Source organism: Xenorhabdus littoralis (genome assembly GCF_033949345.1).
GTDB classification, from domain to species: Bacteria; Pseudomonadota; Gammaproteobacteria; order Enterobacterales; family Enterobacteriaceae; genus Xenorhabdus; species Xenorhabdus littoralis.
On record NZ_VCDP01000007.1, the window covers coordinates 1 to 19,482 of the forward strand.

Annotated in this window: 7 protein-coding genes and 1 pseudogene; 4 read left to right on the top strand and 4 right to left on the bottom strand. The window is 43.4% G+C overall.

Translation table 11 applies throughout. From position 1 onward, the window contains the following. The coding region (locus FE394_RS02820; RefSeq protein WP_474068148.1) for a non-ribosomal peptide synthetase at positions 1-11,324 on the bottom strand (11,324 nt) is incomplete at its 3' end. Positions 11,325-11,839: 515 nt separating this feature from the next. Between FE394_RS02820 and FE394_RS02825 the strand changes: the two are divergent. Next, positions 11,840-12,651 (top strand): annotated as a pseudogene (locus FE394_RS02825) (IS30 family transposase); the annotation flags it as partial. Between the two features lie 81 nt (positions 12,652-12,732). On the opposite strand, the gene FE394_RS02830 reads toward FE394_RS02825, so the two are convergent. Continuing rightward, positions 12,733-14,268, bottom strand: a complete 1,536-nt coding sequence (locus tag FE394_RS02830; RefSeq protein ID WP_319924893.1) for a hypothetical protein — start codon at positions 14,266-14,268, stop codon at positions 12,733-12,735. 613 nt (positions 14,269-14,881) lie between these two features. Next, positions 14,882-15,283, bottom strand: a complete 402-nt coding sequence (locus FE394_RS02835; protein WP_319924894.1) for an ISAs1 family transposase — start codon at positions 15,281-15,283, stop codon at positions 14,882-14,884. A gap of 490 nt (positions 15,284-15,773) precedes the next feature. Between FE394_RS02835 and FE394_RS02840 the strand changes: the two genes are divergently transcribed. Next, complete coding sequence (locus FE394_RS02840) at positions 15,774-16,295, top strand: DUF7823 domain-containing protein (RefSeq protein WP_319924895.1); 522 nt, start codon at positions 15,774-15,776, stop codon at positions 16,293-16,295. A gap of 261 nt (positions 16,296-16,556) precedes the next feature. Here FE394_RS02840 and FE394_RS02845 read toward each other — a convergent pair whose 3' ends face one another. Then, a complete protein-coding gene (locus FE394_RS02845) occupies positions 16,557-17,171 on the bottom strand; it encodes a TetR/AcrR family transcriptional regulator (RefSeq protein WP_319924896.1) in 615 nt (204 codons plus the stop codon). 141 nt (positions 17,172-17,312) lie between these two features. Here FE394_RS02845 and FE394_RS02850 point away from each other — a divergent pair, with 141 nt between their 5' ends. Together FE394_RS02850 and FE394_RS02855 are read left to right on the top strand one after the other, a co-directional pair. After that, positions 17,313-18,557, top strand: a complete 1,245-nt coding sequence (locus FE394_RS02850) for a Tm-1-like ATP-binding domain-containing protein (RefSeq protein ID WP_319924897.1) — start codon at positions 17,313-17,315, stop codon at positions 18,555-18,557. Then, complete coding sequence (locus FE394_RS02855; RefSeq protein WP_319924898.1) at positions 18,541-19,386, top strand: phosphoenolpyruvate hydrolase family protein; 846 nt, start codon at positions 18,541-18,543, stop codon at positions 19,384-19,386. The genes FE394_RS02850 and FE394_RS02855 overlap by 17 nt, the downstream gene beginning before the upstream one ends. Positions 19,387-19,482 lie beyond the last annotated feature (96 nt).

Below are 19,482 nucleotides of genomic sequence, written 5' to 3' on the forward strand. Positions count from 1 at the left end.
GGATAGCTCGGATCGAGCGGTACGTAAGCCCCGCCCGCCTTGAGGATAGCGAGTATCCCTACCACCATGTCCGGGCTGCGTTCGAGGCAAATGGCGACCCGATCATCCGGTCGCACACCCAGCGTAATCAGATGATGAGCCAGACGGTTGGCACGGCGGTTGAGTTCGCCATAGCTCATCCTTTGGTCTGCAAATATAACGGCGATGGCGTCGGGGCGTTGGGTTGCCTGAGTTTCAAACAGGTGTTGCAGGGTTTTGTCCTGCGGATAAGGCGCATCGGTCTGGTTCCAGCGATGCAACAGATGGCGATCCTGTGCAGACAGGATATCAAGCCCGGACAGCGATTGTTGCTGGTTTGCCACGAAGGCGGATAATACCCGTTGATAGATGCCCGCCAGTCTCACGATGGTGGCTTCATCAAACAGGCTGATGGCGTAATTCAGGCAACCCGTAATGTCGGTTTGTCCATCGGACAGAAACAGACTCAGGTCAAACTTGGCGGGACTGTATAAAGATCCCTCCAGTGTCACCGGACTGAATGGCAAATTGAGCTTATCCGGTTGGTTTTCATCAAACTGATTTTCATCAAAATGGTGTAAGGTGAACATCACCTGAAAAATCGGATGACGGGAGGTATCACGTTCGATTCCCAGTGCCTCAACCAGTTGCTCAAACGGCATGTCCTGATGGTCTTTGGCGCTTACAATCAACTGATGGATCTGCCTAATCAGGGTTTCCACACTGGCAGTTTGTTGAAGCTGTGTTCTCAGTGCCAGTGAGTTAACAAACATGCCAATCAGGGGCTGGGTTTGGGCATGGTGGCGGTTATCGGTAGGTGTTCCCAATACGATATCATTTTGTCCGGACAGTTTTGCCAGCGTGACATAAAAAGCACTGAGCAACACGGTATACAGGGTGGTTTCCTGCGATTTTGCCAGTTCCTTTAACTGGCTTGATAATGCCCTTTCCAACGTAAAATTGAAGTCACGGCCTTGATAATTTATCTGAGTAGGTCGGGGATGATCCGTTGGCAAGACCAGAGGTTGGTAATCCGCCAGCATCTGTTGCCAATAGGCAAGCTGGCGTTCCCCGATATCACCCTGTAAATAATTCCGCTGCCAAGCAGCATAGTCGCCATAGGAGATATCCAGCGGTGGCAGTTGGCTGTCACGGCCTGCTGACAGGGCATGGTAAATCGCCGCCAGTTCATCCATAAAAATATCTGCTGACCAGCCATCAAAGGCGATGTGATGCCACAGCATTAACAAGTAATGCTTATCGTTGGCTTGTTGATCATTGATCTGATAGTGGCACAGGCGCAGGCTGGGTTCGGCGGTCAGATCAAATGGAGTGGTTATTTCAGCGCGCACTGTGTTCAGAAGCATATCAATATCTTCACAGGACTGTGCCGGCTGAATGACCAGACGTCTGTCCAGCCGTTGCGGGTGGATTTGCCCGTCATCGTGATGGAGGTACACCATCTGTATGACAGTATGGCGCTCAGCCAATTGGTTAATGGCGGTTTCTAACAAGGGCAGACAGGCGTCGTTATCCAACTGAACCAGATAAGGGATATGGTAGGCGTCGGTGCCCTGTTCAAATTGTTCGATAAATAACATCCGTTCTTGGGCAAACGACAGGGGATGGTGCTCTGTCGTCAGAGGAGGAATGACCGTACAGGCTTGTTGTCCTGATTGTTCTCTATTTATATGGATCACCAGACCCGCGATGGTTTTCGCTTCAAACAATTGCGCCAGTGTAATCTCCGTTGCCAGAGTCTGGAGAATGGCGGCCGTCAGCTTGATGGCGATCAGGGAGTTACCCCCAATCCGGAAGAAATTATCATTAATGCCAACACGTTCCAGCCCCAAGACATTCTGCCAGATGGCACAAAGCCGGGTTTCCAGTTCATCGCGGGGCGCGATGTAATGGTCTTGGTTTTCCCATACCGGCTCCGGCAGGGCACGTAGATCCAGTTTACCGTTCAGCGTTAAGGGGATGGAGGCCATGCGGGTAAAGCTGGCGGGTATCATGTATTCCGGCAAACGGGCGGAAAGGTGCTTAATCAGGGTTTCATCGGACAGTTCGCTGTCTGTGTCCTCTGTTACCAGATAGGCCACCAATACATGATGATTTTTGCGCTCACGGGCAATCACCACGGCCTGTTTCACCTGCGGATGAGACGCCAGAGCGTTTTCGATCTCTCCCAACTCAATGCGGTAACCACGGATCTTAACCTGAAAATCATTGCGTCCCAGATACTCCAGTTCACCGTTTGGCAACCAGCGCACCAAATCCCCGGTTTTATACAGACGGGTATAACCTCTGGCTTTGTCTTCTGCGTTGGCAAAAGGATTTTCGATAAAACGCACCGCAGTCAGTTCAGGCCGGTTTAAATAACCCGGAGCCAATCCGGCCCCACCGACATACAACTCCCCGGGGGCACCAATCGGGACAAGATGACCGAAACTGTCCAACACATAAGCGGAGAGATCGTTTAACGGCCGGCCAATGTTGGAGGCTACAGTTGTGTCGTCTTTGATTAATTTTTTATAGGTAACATGGACAGTGGTTTCGGTGATCCCATACATATTGACCAAAACGGGAGAGTGATCCCCATACTTGTTCCACCACGGATGTAACTGAACCTGATTCAGTTTATCGCCGCCAAAAATGACCAGACGAAGGCAGGGATATACCGCGTTAGTATTCAATGCGGTATCAATAAAGGCATAAAATGCCCCCGGGGTTTGGTTCAGTACAGTCACTTTCTGGTCTGAACATAGCTGGCTGAACTGAACGAAATCTTTTGTACATTCAATAGTAGGAATGACTAAGCATCCACCATAGAGTAATGCGCCCCACAGCTCCCACACGCTGAAATCAAAGGTATAAGCGTGGTACAACACCCAAGTATCATGATGATTGAATTGATATAGCTCTTGGGTGGCAGTAAATAACCGCATCACATTATGGTGGGTCTGCAAGACGCCTTTGGGATTTCCGGTCGTGCCCGAGGTGTAGATGATGTACACCAGATCATCAGCGCCACTGATTGGTACCGTATTCTCTCCGGGCCGGACGCTGGTCACGGTCTGATCATCAACTGCCATCAGGACAAGGCGGTCAGGCAGTGACTGGGCGTATTCTGCCAGTACAGGCAAATACCGCTGCTGGGTCAATACGCACGGGGTTTGGGTATCTTGCAGAATAAAATTGATACGTTCCGAAGGATACTCCGGTGAAATGGGCACATAGGCCCCGCCGGCTTTCAGTACCGCCAGAATACTGATGACCATTTCCAGACTGCGGTCGAGATACAGGGCGATGAGTGTATTGACTGGTATCGGTTTATGGTGCTGTTGTTGATAGCTTTCACGGAGCACTAAAGCCAACTGATTTGCCCGTTCGTTAAGTGCGCGGTAGGTCAGTGTTTCCCCCTCAAACACCAGTGCCACGTTATCTGGTGTAGCAGCAACTTGAGTCTCGAATCGTTGTTGCAGGGTCTGGTCTTGGGAATATGGGGCAAGGTTAATCGGGTTCCACGTGTGCAACAGAGTGTGGCGCTCCTGTGTGGAAAGAATATCGAGTTCATAAAGCGCTTGTTGCTGATCTGCTACGAAGGCGGCCAGCACCCGTTGGTAAATATCAGCCAGCCTCACGATGGTGGCTTCGTTAAACAGGCTGACGGCATAATTCAGGCAACCGGTGATGTTGGTCTGACCGCCGGACAAAATCAGGTTCAGATCAAATTTGGCCGGGCTATATAGCGATTCGGCCGACACAACCGGACTGAATGGCAAATTGAGTCTGTTTGGCTGGTTTTCATCAAACTGATTTTCATCAAACTGATTTTCATCAAAATGGTGTAAGGTGAACATCACCTGAAAAATCGGATGACGGGAGGTATCACGTTCGATTCCCAGTGCTTCAACCAGTTGCTCAAACGGCATGTCCTGATGGTCTTTGGCACCCGTAATCAACTGATGGATCTGTCCAATCAGGGTTTCCACACTGGCGGTTTGTTGAAGCTGCGTTCTCAGTGCCAGCGAGTTGACAAACATGCCAATCAGGGACTGGGTTTGGGCATGATGACGATTGTCCGTCGGCGTGCCCAGTACAATGTCATCCTGTCCGGATAATTTGGCCAGCGTGACATAAAAAGCACTGAGCAACACGGTATACAGGGTGGTTTCCTGCGATTTTGCCAGTGTCCTTAACTGGTCTGACAATGTATTTTCCAACGTAAAATTGAAATCACGGCCTTGATAATCAACATGGTTTGGTCGGGGGCGATCAGTCGGTAGGGCCAGCGGTTGGTAATCCGCCAGCGTCTGTTGCCAGTAGGCAAGCTGGCGTTCACCGATATCACCCTGTAAATAGTCCCGTTGCCATGCGGCATAGTCGCCATAGGAGATATCCAGCGGTGACAGTTGGCTGTCACGGCCTGCTGACAGGGCTTGGTAAATCGCCGCCAGTTCATCCATAAAAATATCTGCTGACCAGCCATCAAAGGCGATGTGATGCCACAACATTAACAAGTAATGTTTATTATTTTCCCGATAGTGACGCAGGCGCAGGCTGGGTTCGGTGGTCAGATCAAACGGGGTGGCTATTTCAGCGCGGACTGTGTTCAGAAGCATATCAATATCTTCACAGGGTTGCGCCGGCTGGATAACCAGATGCTTGTCCCGCCGCTGCGGGTGGATTTGCCCGTCATCGTGATGGAGGTACACCATTTTCATCACAGTATGGCGTTCAGCCAATTGATTAATGGCGATCTCTAACAAGGGCAGGCAGGCGTCGTTATCCAACTGAACCAGATAAGGGATATGGTAGGCATCGGTGCCCTGTTCAAACTGCTCAATAAATAACATCCGCTCTTGGGCAAACGACAGGGGATAATGCTCTGTCGTCAGAGGAGGAATGACCGTACAGGCTTGTTGTCCTGATTGTTCTCTATTTATATGGGTCATCAGACCCGCGATGGTTTTCAGTTCGAACAACTGCGCCAGTGTGACCTCCGTTGCCAGAGTCTGGCGAATGGCGGCCGTCAGCTTGATGGCGATCAGGGAATTGCCTCCGATCCGGAAAAAACTATCGTCAATGCCAACACGTTCCAGCCCCAAGACATCCTGCCAGATGGCACAAAGCCGGGTTTCCATTTCATTGCGGGGCGGGGTGTAATGGTCTTGGTTTTCCCAGATTGGCTCCGGCAGGGCGCGGCGATCCAGCTTACCGTTCAGCGTTAAGGGGATGGAGGCTATGCAGGTAAAGCTGGCGGGGATCATGTATTCCGGTAAACGGGCGGAAAGATGTTTAATCAGGGTTTCATCGGACAGTTCGCTGTCTGTGTCCTCGGTTACCAGATAGGCCGCCAGTACATCATGGCTTTTGTGTTCACGGGCAATCACCACGGCCTGTTTCACCTGCGAATGAGATGCCAGAACGTTTTCAATTTCCCCCAACTCAATGCGGTAACCACGGATTTTGACCTGAAAATCATTGCGTCCCAGATACTCCAGTTCACCGTTTGGCAACCAGCGCACCAAATCACCGGTTTTATACAGACGGGTATAACCTCTGGCTTTGTCTTCTGCATTGGCAAAAGGATTTTCGATAAAACGCTCCGCAGTCAGTTCAGGCCGGTTTAAATACCCCCGCGCCAATCCGGCACCACCGATATACAGTTCTCCCGGTGTACCGATCGGCGACAGGTTGCCATAACTATCAAGAACGTAGAGGCGGGCGTTACTAATAGCCTGACCAATATTTGTTGCAATATCCCCGCGTTGATACAGCTTTTCGGTCGCACAGACAGTCACTTCTGTCGGGCCATAAGAATTCAATATCTGGCTGTTATGGCTAAAATGCTCCAGAAAATCTAAAGCAGGGGACTCTCCCGCTGTCACCAATACCTGTAAGGAGGGAAATTCAGTATCAGTCAGTAATTTCAGGATAGCGGGTGGTAATGCGGCAATTTGAATGCTTTCTCGCTGAATGAGTTCCACAAGCGCAGGAACTCGGCGCTCTTCTTCACTGCACAGGTAAATCGTCAGTCCATTAAATAAGCTGGGGAATAATTCGAAAACAGAACCATCAAAGACATAATTGGCAAACATCAATGCCTTATTTCTCTCTGGCGCATTAAAGAATTTTGCCTGTGCCGCAGCCATATGCATGACATTTCGGTGCTCAGTCATGACGCCTTTTGGCTGGCCCGTGGTTCCGGAGGTGTAAATGATATAAGCCAGATCGGTCGGCTTATTAATCTGCGCCGGATTTTCCACCGGCTGGCTTGCGGTGATTGTCTGATCATCTGCTGCTATCAGTGTGGGGAGTTCAGCAAATGCTTGGGTGTATGATGCCAATGTCGTCAGGTGCCGCTGTTGAGAAATGACACATAGCGCCTGAATGTCTTGCAGAATAAAATTGACTCGCTCTGGTGGATATTCCGGCAAGATGGGCACATAAGCCCCGCCGGCTTTCAGTACTGCCAGAATACTGATGACCATTTCCAGACTGCGATCAAGATAAAGGGCAATTGGCGTATCAGCTTGCATTGGTGCATCAGGCCGTTGCTGACAATGTTCACGGATAACACAAGCCAATTGGTTTACGCGTTCGTTGAGTTGATGATAGGTGAGCGTTTCCCCCTCAAATACCAGTGCCGCGTTATCCGGTGTCTTTTCTACCTGAGCTTCAAACAGTTGTTGCAGGGTTTTATCCTGCGGGAAAGGTGCATCGGTTTGGTTCCATGTGTCCAGCAGGGTATAGCGTTCCTGTGCGGATAGGGGGTCCAGTTCAGAAAGCGCCTGTTTCTGGTCTGTTACGAATGCTACCAGCACTTGTTGATAGATACCGGTCAGCCGTGTGATGGTGGCTTCGTCAAACAGGCTGATAGCGTAATTGAGGCTGCCAGTCAGGTTGTCTTGCCTATCAGAAATAAAGAGGCTCAGGTCAAACTTGGCCGGACTGTACAGAAGGGTATCAGGCTGAACCGGACTGAATGGCAGGCGGCTGTCAGGCGGGTTTTCTCCGAAGTTCTGTAACCCGAACATCACCTGAAAAATAGGGTGACGAGAAGTATCACGCTCAACTTTCAGGGCATCCACCAATTGCTCAAACGGAATATCCTGATGCTTTTGGGCTTCAAGACTGACTGAGTGGATTTGTCTAATCAGGGTTTCCACACTGGCAGTCTGCTGGAGTTGTGCTCTCAAGACCAGTGAGTTAACGAACATCCCAATCAGGGGCTGGGTTTGGGCATGATGGCGGTTATCTGTCGGCGTGCCGAGTACGATGTCGTCCTGTGCGGACAATTTGGCCAGCGTGACATAAAAAGCACTGAGCAGCACGGTATACAGGGTGGTTTCCTGTGCTTTTGCCAGTTCCCTTAACTGGTTTGATAGTGTACTTCCCAAGGTAAAGTTAAAGTCACGGCCTTGATAATCAACATGGATCGGCCGGGGACGATCGGCAGGTAGGGACAGGTGTTCATAACCCGTCAGGGTTTTCTGCCAATAGGCAAGCTGGCGCTCCCGGATTTCACCCTGTAAATAATCCCGCTGCCATGCGGCATAGTCGCCATAAGTGATATCCAGCGGTGGCAGCCGGCTGTCACGGCCTGCTGACAGGGCTTGATAGATCTCTGACAATTCATCCATAAAAATATCAATAGACCAGCCATCAATGGCGATATGGTGCCACAGGAACAATACATAGTGCTGATTTATCACGTGATAGTGATACAGGCGCAAACCTGGTTCGGTTGTCAGATCAAACGGCGTGAGCAGTTCAGAGTGTACTGTTTCCATCAGCACATCAGTGTTATGACAAGGCTGTGTCCTGAACGTAAGGCGATCATTCAACACATGTTGATACTCATGACCATCGTCGTGAGTGCGATATACCGTTTTCATCACGGGATGACGATCAATCACCCGATTAATGGCATCTTCCAATAATGGCAGATTGATACTGTCATTGAGTTGTACCAAACAGGGAATATGGTAGATGTTGGCACCCTGTTCAAAACGTTCGATAAACAGCATTCGCTCTTGGGCAAATGACAAGGGATAACATTCCAACTCAAGACGGGGAATAACGGTATGTATCTGCTCACCCATATGGGCAGCCAGTCTGGCAATGGTTTTTAGTTCAAACACCTGAGCCAGTGAAATTTCTCGTTCCAATATACGGCGAATGGCGGCGATAAGCTGCATAGCCATCAGGGAGTTACCCCCGATACGGAAGAAGTTATCGTCAACGCCGATACGCGCCAGTCCCAGAACATCCTGCCAGATAGCGCAAAGCCCGGTTTCCAGAGCATTACGCGGCGCGATGTAACCGTCTTGGTTTCCCCACACTGGCTCTGGCAGCGCGCGGCGGTCGAGTTTGCCATTCAGTGTCAAGGGGATAGATTCAATAGAGGTAAAACTGGCGGGTATCATATATTCCGGCAGATGGGCGGATAAATACCTTATCAATATTTCGTCGGACAGTTCGCCATCGGTGGACTCTGTTACCAGATAGGCTGCCAGAACGTTGTTCCCTTTATGTTCGTGGTCAATCACGACGGCTTGTTTTACTTGTGGATGAGACGCCAGAACGTTTTCAATTTCTCCCAACTCAATGCGGTAACCACGGATTTTGACCTGAAAATCATTGCGTCCCAGATATTCCAGATTACCGTCTGGTAGCCAGCGCACCAAATCACCGGTTTTGTACAGGCGGATATGGCCTTTTTCTTTATCTTCTGCGGTGGCAAAGGGGTTTTCCACAAAACGTTCTGCGGTCAGTTCAGGTCGGTTTAAATAACCCTGCGCCAGTCCGGCACCACCGATATACAGTTCACCCGGTGCCCCGATAGGTACAAGATGGCCGGAGTTGTTCAATACATAGGCATGCAGGTCGTCTAACGGTCGGCCAATAACGGATGTCGTTGTGGGATCGTCTTTTGCCAATTGATTATAGGTAACATGGACAGAGGTTTCAGTTATCCCATACATATTGATTAAGCTGGGTGACTGATCGCCATAATTGTCCCACCAAGGTTTCAGTTGCACAGGATTGAGTTTATCCCCGCCGAAAATCACATAGCGGAGATAAGGAAATTCAGCATCCATATTCAATGAGGCATTAATAAAGGCATAAAATGCCCCCGGGGTTTGGTTCAGAACCGTGACTTTCTGATGCGAACAGAGCTGACTGAATCTGACAAAGTCTTTCGTGCATTCGACGGTTGGAATAATCAGCCGCCCGCCATAAAGTAATGCACCCCATAGTTCCCATACACTGAAATCAAAGGTATAGGTATGGTAGAGAACCCACGTATCCTTCTGATCAAACTGATAATGTCTTTGGGTGGTAGTAAATAAACGTGAAACATTATGATGAGTCTGCAACACACCTTTCGGCTGTCCGGTTGTTCCTGATGTATAGATGACATAAGCAAGATCGGTGGGGATGTTTATCTGGGCAGGATTTTCTACAGGCTGGCTTTCCGTTAATAAACCATCATCCGCAGCGATCAATGTGGGTCGGGCAACCAATGATTGCGTATACTCTTGCAGTGCCATCAAATGCTGCTGCTGAGTGACCACACAAGGAGAGCAGGTATCTTCCAAAATAAACTGTACCCGTTCGGCTGGATATTCCGGTGAAATGGGCACATAAGCGCCGCCGGCTTTCAGCACCGCCAGAATACTGATAACTATTTCCAGACTGCGGTCAAGATAGAGAGCGACGAATGTACCTGCTTGCATTGGTGCATTATTTTGTTGCTGGCAATGTTTGCGGATAACACAAGCTAGCTGGTTCGCCCGTTCATTGAGCTGGTGGTAGGTGAGCGTTTCTCCCTCAAATACCAACGCCACGTTATCTGGTGTAATTGCCGCCTGTGTTTCGAACTGTTGCTGCAAAGTTTCATGTGGCAAAAAGTGATTTTGTGAATGGCGTGAGTCGGTTGGATTCCGGCCATACAGCAGTGTCTGACGCTCTTGTTCTGATAAAATAGGGAGTTCATTGACGAAAGATAAAGGTTTATCAATCAGGGCAATAAATAAACACTCAAGTCGCTCAAGCATATTATTGACATCTGAATTACTAAAATACGTCTGTAAATAATTAATCGTTATTTTTAATTCCTGATCATATCCGTAATCCTTTAATCGGAAAGTAACAGGATGAGTATTTATTGTCGGATGTATATGATAATGATGAGCATGAATAATTTCAGAATCAGGATCTGAAAATTTTTCATAAGCTATAAGGATGTCGGGTAAAAAAAAACCTTGATTATTGGCTATTCGGGCAAGATGAGATTGAGGGAATGAACAATGTTGGTAACTGCTTTTTATTGCTGATTCTATCTGTTTAATTTGCTCTATCACACTTATCTTGTCAGAAATCCGGCAATGTACCGGATACACATTTGCCTGCATTCCGATGGTATATTTCTCTGATTTTGTCTTTCTTCCGTGTGTAACGGTATTAAAGGTTAACTCTTGTTGCCCTGTCAGGGCTGACATCATAATCCCGACAAGGCTCGAAAAAACAGAGCTAAGATGACTTTTGTTTTTTTCACAGAAACCATATAAGGATTTTTTGACCGAAAGCGGTAATATTATCGTTTTGGTATTATGCTCTGAACTCTGATAGTAAGGTGTTAATTGGTGAGGTTCATTGTTTTTTAAAAAATTACACCAATAGTTATTATCTTCTTCGTAATTAGACGAATTTAAATACTCTCTTGCTTTGGTTGCAGAATCTAAATATTGCGGAATTTCGGATAACCAGACTGTTGATGTCCCCTTTTTAAGGCACGAGTATAACTGATGAATATATTGATGCAGACGGAATAAGCTTAATCCATCAACTATAATATGATGGAATTTAGTGAAAAAATAATATTTATTGTCGGTAATGAAGATCAATGAAGCTTGATATAGATTTTCATCCGGAAAATTGATTGGAGTATCGACTTGTTGTTGTATCCAACGATTTGCTTTCTCTTCAGGTTCAGATTGCATTGAAAAATCCTGAAGTGTGATCAATCCGGCATCACTTTTATTTTTAATATATTGTATAGCCTTATGACCCGAATCAATCGAAATATGCAATCGTAGTGCATCAATATGCTGATATAATAAATCCCATGCCTGTTGCAAAATAGCGATATCAACCTCTCCCTCCATCAGGGTATACCAGCCTATATTGTGCAGGGAGCTGCCTTGATGGAGTGTTTGTTCATAAAACACATCTTCTTGAGCAGGATGAAGGTTATAAAAATTCGAATTTACTAAATATTCAGATTTTATCATAAAAAATTATATGAATGCATTCCGTTCGCAAGTTATAGTTGAATCATAATACAAACAAGTAAGCCACAATTTTTTAACAGATTTAATTGAATTTATTTTAGCGCCAAGAAGGACCTACCGTTGTATTAACATGACTAACATTGCAACCTTGCAGCATTCTCCCTTATAAAAATAGTTAAAGGTTGTTTAATTTAGTGAGCAAACCGTTTCATTCTTGAGATAACTATTCTGTATCATTTATTTTGTTTGTAATGTTAAATCTTGGTTATTAATTTTCCTTATTTTCTCCTGTAAGTTATTATTTGGACTGCAATATAGAGTGTTATTAGGATTTGAGTCTATATTATTTTTTGTTTAATAGTCCGTGTTATTTATATCGTTTCTTATATCGACTATAATCATCCGGCGCTATTTCCTGAATTCATATAATAAGTGCGACACTCGTAAAGAGATTTTGGCGGGAAGTTTGCTACTGATAAACTGCTTCTTCCTGTCCGGCAAGACGAGTGTAAAGCATGAAATACCAGCAGCTAACTGAAAGTAAAAGATACCAAATTACAATCTTTTTGTCAGAGAAAAAATACACGATCAGTGAAATAGCCCAGCTCATCGGCGTCCATCGTTCCACGGTTTACCGTGAAATCCGGTGTAATCGTGTTGTTGACGGATATCTGACAAGCTCAGCACAATGTCTGACAGAAGAACGCTGTCGGGCTGCCGCCAAGCGCCATATTGATACGGGTACCTAATCTATGTTGAAATGGGGTTGAGGGCACACTGGAATTCAGAACAAATTAGTCAGGTTGGCAAGACGTATGGCCTCTTTGTCAGTCACGCCTGGATTTATCAGTATCCCTATGAAAACAAAAGGCAAGGCGGAAAGCTCTGGACGTGTCTTCGGCAAGCTAAACGGCGTTATCGGAAGGGGAATAGTCAGAATCGCTCGCCGATCCCGGATGCGGTTTCCATAGAACACAGGCCGGCGCGAGTGGAAGAACGCAGCCGTTTAGGTGATTGGGAAGCCGATTTGGTACTGGGTAAACAGGGAACGGGAGCTATAGTGACGCTTGCGGAGCGCTGTAGCCGCATGTATCTGATAAAGAAAGTGCCGTCAAAGGAGGCTGAGGTGGTAAGCGATGCGATCATCGCTCTGCTGGATGATTACAAAAACCAATGTTTTACCATAACTTTTGATAATGGCGGCGAATTTCGGGAGCATAAAAAAATCGCAAAGGCGCTGGAGGCAGACATGTATTTTGCCCATCCTTATAGATCCTGTGAGCGCGGGCTAATGGATTTTTTAAGAGGATTAGTCATTAGTTATATCCTTGTTAGATTTAAAATATACTTAGTTATATAATCCCTGTTTAAAGAGCTAAACAGAGATTATGAAAATATAAATTAAAAATTAATCAGAATCTAATGGAACTGTATCGAGAAATCCTTGCCAATTCTGTGAATATTTTTCTTGGTTAACAGTATAATAAATATATAAGGATGTTGGATTACCTTCATCATCCACACCAAAACCTGTCAAAAGACTAGATCCAATAGGAATTCTAATAGGATGAGATACACTAGTTACAGGTACTGACGCTGTTTTCGTAATTTTAGGAATTGGATTTCCCGTATCTGGATCATAAGTAATTATCTCCACAACACAGTCAATAGTATCTCCAACTTTTGCTTCTTTTTTACCACCAACAGGAATAATACAAGTTATTCCTGTTCCAAGAGAAGTTACACCAAAAACAAAAAATTCGTCAACTGGATCTCCTGAATAATCTACAATTGCAGGTAATTCCAAGTTTCCTTTTGGTGGCAGATAACTATTTGAATCTCCACCTACTCTAAAAGCTAGATTTTTTGATCTAGAAACATCTCCTCTAACCGTAATGAGATAGTAGTATAAAGAGTTATATTGAAATGGAGTAAAAATCTTATAAGGGATTTTGAAGGGTTTATTTTGAATGTTTCTATCGCCATATCTATCAGATGTACATAACATGGATGTTTTGTTATCTACATCGCTCATAACATATATGAAATCACTTTCATTAAGTATTGTAGATCTAGGTATCCTGGCATCAAAAGTGGGATTTTTATTAGATCCTGCAGGAGGAACTTCATCTCCATCGATACTTATAACTATAGGCGCTTCCAGATCATCAGATGGACTAATACTTTTTGTAATAAATAATGCATTTTTTTGTAATGAACTCGTAATATCATCCATAATATTAGAAATAACTACTTTTGTTATATAACCATCTGTTATTTTTTTTGCAAAAAATCTAAGATTAATATCTCCATTATTATCAGTGTTAACATAATACATATTATTATTGAAAGGAAAAATTTCTGTATCTCCATTATACAAACGAGTATACTTTATACCTTCTATGTGCAATGGAATCTGACAATTTTTTATAGGAACATCAGTCTTAAGTCTTGGATATATTGATACATTTAAATTTTGATGAGTATCTTTATCAGGGTCAGTTCCATCAGCTACTGGAGAAAAATCTTCAACAACAGTACTACCTATAACTATAGGAATTAAAGACTTTAGATTTATATCTTGTTTCGCATATTGATGTTGTGTATATGTAAGAGGTTTACTGATAGAACCAGTAATATCAGTTGTAAGAGTTAATACAATGTTAGGGGCATTAAGAGTATTTTTTACTTTAATGAGAAAATATTCTACCATCTTATTTTTATTAACATCAATAATTGGTTGTCTTTTATTATCCTGATACTTAGTTATTTCTACATTTGTATTTTGTGAATCAGCTTTAAGTATAATATTATTAGTTTCAGCCACTTTATGATCAGTGCCTCCAGTATAAGTGGCCATTATAAAAAGATTTGATCCTTGAAAAACATCAGTACCTTGAAAATCAATAGCTAAGTTTTGTTGGACTTTAGGTGTTTGGACCATAATATTATCTCTTATATTGTTAGTAATTCTATTAAAAATAAAAAATGAAATCACTACTGTTTAATTACTATTTCAACGAAAGCAAATAAATCTAGGATTTTTTGTTATTAAATATAGAAATTTTACTAAAAGATTAATACTTACAACACCTATTAATTAGGAACTATCAAAAATTATTAACTATATATAAAGATATGTATTTCAAAAATCAATTATAAAATATATAAGATCTATAATAAAAAATAATAGTTATCAACAAATATATTAAATCTCTGATGGTTATATTCCTCGCCGCTTGCGGCGGGGTTGTTCATTCTAGGTTACATATAAATAAAATTTGTTATCTGGGGACTAATTCCCTCGAAAAGTTCACTGTACAAAATCAAACCATTTTTTTCAGCCTAAAATAGGTCACTCTGGATATTCCTGTCTTTTATATAACTTCTTTCATTGATGCATCTTGTGTGATCATAGACTTGGCCTGAGCCGTGATTTTATGTGGTTTCCTGCCAAATTTTACGCCTGACTCTTTAGCAAATTGTCGGCCTTCGTTGGTACGTTCAAGAAGGGGTCCGCTTGGAAAACGGAAAATATCTCACGTTAAGCCTATTTTTTAAACAGAAAGATCCAGGTTCGCTACTTTAACCCTGAGAATAGTCTGTCTTGTCGTACTGAACTCCCGAGCAATAGCACTTATACTGACCCCAGACTTAATTCGTTCAAGCACAGCCTGAGCCCAGCAAATGAAGCAATGTTGAAACTGGGTGGGATCAAGGCGAGAAATGATACGCGCTATCGTATCGTGAACAGGTAACCCCATCGGGAACAGCTTTTTCTTTTGCAGCCAGTCGAGATGGGTTTCTCCAAAATCTTCAATATCTTCCCATCCTTCAGCCCCCGCGATAACTGCACACATCGTCAGGAAAAGCACGTCAAACAAGGGATAACTGATTTTGGCAGACTGGCGAGGGTTTTGTAACTCACCGAAATATTGAGAAAAAACATCGATAATCATTGAGATATTTCCGAAAAAAGGAGTATAAGATCACAACTTAATTCGCGGGTCAAATGGGTTAATGTTGATTAAATAACGTTCGTGATCTCACCCTGCCATCGGATGATAGTGACGATTAAAATACAATATAAGATGGCCCGCCCCGTGTACGGGTTTTTTATATCTGCAATGGTAAATTAGTGTTTATTCTTTCTGGCTGTAAGGTTGATATTGATATTCCACCTGTAAGGACTATAAAAATTTTGTCAATATCCAAAGAGATAAATAGAATTAAAACAGAAAACACTTACTATTTTTACAAATGCAGAATATGTTGAGTATTATAAGAAGTAAGAGATAACAATGTAAATGAATCTGATGTCAAATTATGTTTGTTGCTATGTGGGTCTGTTTAATTTAAGTGGTAGTTATAATTAAGTAAAATTTCATGGCGGTTTAGTAGTAGGATGAAATAACCTTGAGCTATTAATAAATAAAAAGTGAGGTATTTATGTCTGAAATTAATGAACCAAAAATTGACATAGACAATTCTATGTTAGTTATTGATGTTACCTTAGGGACTGCGCTAGATAATGGTGTAACTCTGGGATTGAATAAAGATGATGTCGAAACTCGATGGGGTTACCTTAGTGATGATGTAGCCAATTGGGAAAAAAGCCGGGCTTTCGGTTTTTTAATTGTAATTAAGAACAATATAGTTTTTGATAAAACTATTTTCTTTTATTGGAGTGAATTTAAAGGTGCTCCTGATTATTTGCTTTTTTATTGGGGTGTTCAACTTCGTAAGGATGAAAAGTATCTTCTTGAAGTCCTTAAATTCTTTATAAAAAAAGTACTTTATGTGACGGTCGATGATATAACTTATAATCTTGGTCGTGGTGAAGATTGGTCGGAGCCATACGCTTCTGGAGCGATGGTCACATATAGTGGTACTGATGCACAAAAATTAAGTACTATACTGAAAAAAACAGGTGAAACTAAACGTTTTTACTGCAACTGGTACGATAAATAAATTATTCAAATTTACATATTGAATTCAAACACGGCTGTGCTCCGTGAAGTGCCCCTTAATGTTGGTTATCCAACTATAGGGGACACTTCACTATGAAGGGGATTTTTGCTTTATATTTTTGCTTTATAAGAGTACTTGATACCCTTCTTTAGACGGTCCTGGTTGCCTGATTATGCAGTAGAAAAATGCGGCTATGTTTTTTATTAAGTAGATGCGTCAGATCAAGTCATGATTAAGACAAGTTCATATTAAAAATTACTTTCAATCCTCACTAATAGCTTGTTGAATGATCAACTTTGCTGCCCAACTGGTTAAATTGATTATTTCTTCATTTTCTAAACCGAAAGTATCTTTTAGAACAACCATGGCCTCTGTTCCGTATAAAACTGAAATCAGCATAATAATTTTATGTATTGTATCTTCTTTAAGCTGGTCTTTGAGGGGTTCCAACGCGGCAGAAATTGTCTCTCTACGGTTGCTTTTTTTCAAGAATACACATTGTTCGTTGTTTTCTTCACTGGATAAAGATTCTTGCCAACGTAACTGAGAAATACGCAAAGCATCTCTCATCAGTGCCTCATTGGTTTCTATTTTTCCGTAACCCCACCTTAATAATCTTTCAATGTTTTCCTCAGCATCATTTCCCACAGGAGGCGTGGAAAATGATCCAATCACTTGTTTTACAACATATTCCACAAACTCACTATGGGTTGTAAAGTATTTTCGTAACGTGACCTTTGCATATTCAGCTTCATTGGTAATCTCCTCAGGAGAGGGAAATTTTTTCTCACCATATAACTTCAGAGCAGAATCAGTCATACGTTTCAGGGTACGACGTCGGACTGGTGATAGGTTTTCTTCATCAAATAAAAGCATTTAAACACCTTAAATTTTTTAACTAGATATCATTTATGATAAAAAATATCTCAAATGATAAAAAATATCTTGCATGATGTAAAACGTTAGAATAGTTTTACATTTCGTTTTTGAATAGTTATGTCACATGGAGTTAGCAATATGACACGGCTTGTGTATATCGTTGGAACAGCAGACACAAAACTGGACGAGCTGGTCTGGTTGAAATCTTGTTTACGCCTTGCAGAAGTTGATTCAGTCATTATTGATGTATCTACATCAACTCCGGTGGAAGGCAGGCAGAATGAAAAAATAGATATTAACTCACTTCAGGTTGCAGAATATCATCCGGCTGGAGCGGGTGCCGTTTTTTGTGGAGTACGGGGTAAAGCGATAACAGAGATGTCTGTCGCGTTTACAAATTTCCTGAATAGTTCAATCGACAATATAGCTGGCGTTATTGGTATTGGAGGCTCAGGCGGCACAGCCCTGATCACGCCTGCTATGCAAAGCTTATCGATTGGTCTGCCTAAAATAATGGCATCAACTATGGCTTCAGGGAATGTCTCTGCTTACGTTGGGGCTAGTGATATTGCGATGCTTTATACAGTAACCGATCTCAACGGACTCAACAGTGTTTCTCGTTCAGTATTGTCCAATGTTGCAAACATGATGGCCGGCTCTATCAATTATGTTACTCCATTGGAGAGGTCGGATAGACCTGCTTTAGGGTTGACGATGTTCGGCGTTACCACTCCGTGTGTTAATCAACTTACTGCTGAATTAAATACTCAATACGATTGCTTGGTTTTCCATGCTACCGGTAATGGCGGAACAAGCATGGAGAAATTAGCTCATGACGGTGAATTGGCGTGTGTTCTGGATATTACCTTAACAGAAATTGCCGATCTGTTATTTGGTGGTGTTTTAGGTTGCCCCAATACACGTTTAGACGTCATTGCAGAAAAAAGTATCCCGTGGATCGGCAGTGCCGGTGCTTTGGATATGGTTAATTTTGGTTCGAAGGATACGATCCCGGACCGCTACAGCAATAGACAGTTTGTCGAGCATAATTCTCAGGTGACATTGATGCGAACTACACCTGAAGAAAACTATCAGCTTGGTATCTGGATAGGTAATAAACTTAATAAATGTAATGGGCCTGTTCGATTCATTATTCCAGAAGGCGGATTCTCTTCACTCGATTGCCCTGAACAATCTTTTTACTTACCTGAAGCTACGCAAGCCTTCTGTGATGGGCTAGAAAAAACAATAAAACAGACTGAATGGCGAAAAGTTATAAAAACACCTTTTCACATAAATTCACCACAATTTTGTTCTCTTTTAATTCAACAATTCAAAGAAATTGTGCAACACCAGGGAATTTCTTATGAAGAAAAATTATAATCAGATTATTAAAACTCTAAAGCAAAAAGTCGAACGTAACGAACCTATTATTGGCGCGGGTGCGGGTACTGGCCTCTCGGCTCGTTGCGAAGAAGCCGGAGGGGCAGATCTCATTATCGTCTACAATTCCGGACGTTTCAGAATGGCGGGTAGGGGATCATTGGCCGGATTAATGCCATACGGTAATGCAAACGAAATCGTTAAAGAAATGGGTAATGAAGTATTGCCGATAATGAAGGAAGCACCTGTATTGGCAGGGGTTTGTGGTACAGACCCATTCTGCAATTTACCGCTTTTTCTGGACGAATTGAAGGCACAGGGTTTTGCGGGTATTCAGAACTTCCCAACAGTAGGGCTTATTGATGGGAATTTCAGACAAAATCTGGAAGAAACAGGCATGGGATATGCGCTAGAAGTGGAGTTGATCCGTCTGGCACATGAAAAAGGGTTGCTTACCACTCCTTATGTCTTCAATGTCAAAGAGGCTGAGGCGATGACGCAGGCAGGTGCTGATATCATCGTCGTCCATATGGGGTTGACCACCGGCGGCGATATTGGCGCTGATACATCGCATGATCTGAAATCTTGTATACCAATCATTAACGCTTGTGCTTTGGCAGCTAAAGCTATCCGGGACGATATTATTATTTTGTGTCACGGTGGCCCCATTTCGGAACCGGAAGATGCCGCCTATATTCTGGCTCATTGCCCGGATTGTCACGGATTCTATGGCGCGAGTTCGATGGAGCGTTTGCCAACAGAACAAGCTATTAAATACAGGGTCCAGAAATTTAAAGAAATTAATCGGGGCGGTAAGGGTGATGCTTAACTACGCGGGAAAATTAGCAAAAACCGCTGTCAGCTCTCGATAGGGCAGGAAGCCTATATTACAGTACAAACCTGCACTGTGGATTATTATGACATT